Origin of the sequence: Chitinophaga sp. W3I9, assembly GCF_050434025.1 — a bacterium.
Lineage (GTDB): Bacteria > Bacteroidota > Bacteroidia > Chitinophagales > Chitinophagaceae > Chitinophaga.
Map to the genome: position 1 here is coordinate 1 of NZ_JBNPWC010000001.1, position 2,500 is coordinate 2,500.

The following is a 2,500-nucleotide window of genomic DNA, read 5'->3' on the forward strand; positions in this document are numbered from 1 at the left end:
TTCTCTTAATAAGTATGGCAGCTACCTACTCTCCCGCATGATATTGCAGTACCATCGGCCATGAGGGGCTTAACTTCTCTGTTCGGAATGGGAAGAGGTGAACACCCTCGGCATAACCACCATAAGATCTTCTTTGCTTTACAGCAAACTAATAAGATAACATATCGGGAAAGTTGTATTCTAAGACTCTTTAACGTAATATTTAAAAAATTAAAGCTTACGGGCAATTAGTATTACTCGGCTGCGATGTTACCACCCTTACACCTGTAACCTATCAACGTCGTAGTCTCCGACGGCCCTTAAAAGTAAACTCATCTTGAAGCAGGTTTCACGCTTAGATGCTTTCAGCGTTTATCCTATCCATACATAGCTACTCTGCACTGCACCTGGCGGCACAACAGATACACCAGCGGTATGTACGACCCGGTCCTCTCGTACTAAGGTCATGTCCTCTCAATTTACTAACGATCACAACAGATAGGGACCGAACTGTCTTGCGACGTTCTGAACCCAGTTCACGTGCCACTTTAATCGGCGAACAGCCGAACCCTTGGGACCTTCTCCAGCCCCAGGATGTGACGAACCGACATCGAGGTGCCAAACCTCACCGTCGATATGAGCTCTTGGGTGAGATCAGCCTGTTATCCCCGGAGTACCTTTTATCCTTTGAGCGATGGCCCTTCCATACAGAACCACCGGATCACTTTAGCCTGCTTTCGCACCTGCTCGGCTTGTTTGCCTCACAGTCAAGCACCCTTATACTAATGCGCTCTGCGTACGATTACCAACCGTACTGAGGGTACCTTTGCGAGCCTCCGTTACCTTTTAGGAGGCGACCACCCCAGTCAAACTACCCACCAAACAATGTCTCCCATTACTGGGATTAGACTCTAAATAACAGAAGGTTGGTATTTCAACGATGACTCCACAACTCCTGGCGAAGCTGCTTCATAGTCTCCCAACTATCCTACACATCTGGCATTCAAAATCAATGTTAAGTTGTAGTGAAGGTTCACGGGGTCTTTCCGTCCCGTTGCGATTAACCGGCATCTTCACCGATACTACAATTTCACCGAGCTCGTGGTAGAGACAGTGTACAACTCATTAGACCATTCGTGCAGGTCGGAACTTACCCGACAAGGAATTTCGCTACCTTAGGACCGTTATAGTTACGGCCGCCGTTTACTGGGGCTTCAGTCAGAAGCTTTGGATTGCTCCGAACATCCTTCCTTAACCTTCCAGCACCGGGCAGGTATCAGGCTCTATACGTCATCTTTCGATTTTGCAGGGCCCTGTGTTTTTGTTAAACAGTTGGTTGTACCATTTTACTGAGGCCACATCACTGTGGCACGCCTTATCCCGAAGTTACAGCGTCAATTTGCCTAGTTCCTTTACCACGGATCACTCGAGCGCCTGAGAATACTCATCTCGACTACCTGTGTCGGTTTACGGTACGGGCTGCTATAAACGAACCTTAGAAGTTTTTCTTGGAAGTCTGATTAGGGACACTATCAGCGCGGCCGAAGCTTTGCTGTACTATCAGGCTTCAGCAAGTCTGGCGGATTTTCCTACCAAACCTATACCTACACCCTTTAACGCACTATTCCGTAAGTGCGCGATCCTTTCACTACTCCGTTACTCCATCGAATTTATAGCAGGTACTGGAATATTCACCAGTTTGCCATCAGCTACACCTTTCGGCTTTGCCTAAGGACCCGACTAACCCTGATCCGATTAGCGTTGATCAGGAACCCTTAGTCTTACGGCGATAAGATTTTTCATCTTATTTATCGTTACTTATGCCTACATTTTCTTTTCTAAACGCTCCAGCATGTTTCGCAACACACCTTCGATGCAGTTTAGAATGCTCCCCTACCGTCTAGTACATTCATACTAGGCCTAAAGCTTCGGTTATATGTTTGATGCCCGATTATTTTCCGTGCCCAAACCCTCGACCAGTGAGCTGTTACGCACTCTTTAAATGAATGGCTGCTTCCAAGCCAACATCCTGGCTGTTTTAGGATTTGAACCGCGTTTGATCAACTTAACATATCATTAGGGACCTTAGCTGTTAGTCTGGGTTATTTCCCTCTCGGCCATGGACCTTAGCGCCCACAGCCTCACTCCTGGAGATTATATTATAGCATTCGGAGTTTATTAGGGTTTGGTAGGCGGTGAAGCCCCCTAGCCCAATTAGTAGCTCTACCTCTATAATACGTCTATATCCAAGGCTGTTCCTAAAAACATTTCGGGGAGAACGAGCTATCTCTCAGTTTGATTGGCCTTTCACCCCTATCCACAGGTCATCCCATAGCTTTTCAACGCTAATGAGTTCGGGCCTCCAGTTAGTTTTACCTAACCTTCACCCTGCCCATGGATAGATCACAAAGTTTCGCGTCTACCCCCACTGACTGATTCGCTCTGTTAGAACTTGCTTTCGCTACGGCTCCGGTACTGAAGACCTTAACCTTGCCAGTGAGGAGTAACTCGTAGGCTCATT

At 47.1% G+C, this 2,500-nt stretch carries 2 rRNA genes (1 of these 2 cut by a window edge); both read right to left on the reverse strand.

Annotated elements, in window-relative coordinates:
* Positions 1 to 12: 12 nt before the first annotated feature.
* Positions 13 to 124, reverse strand: a 5S ribosomal RNA gene (gene rrf / locus QFZ51_RS00005).
* A gap of 83 nt (positions 125 to 207) precedes the next feature.
* Positions 208 to 2,500 (reverse strand): 23S ribosomal RNA (locus tag QFZ51_RS00010); it runs 595 nt beyond the window's last position.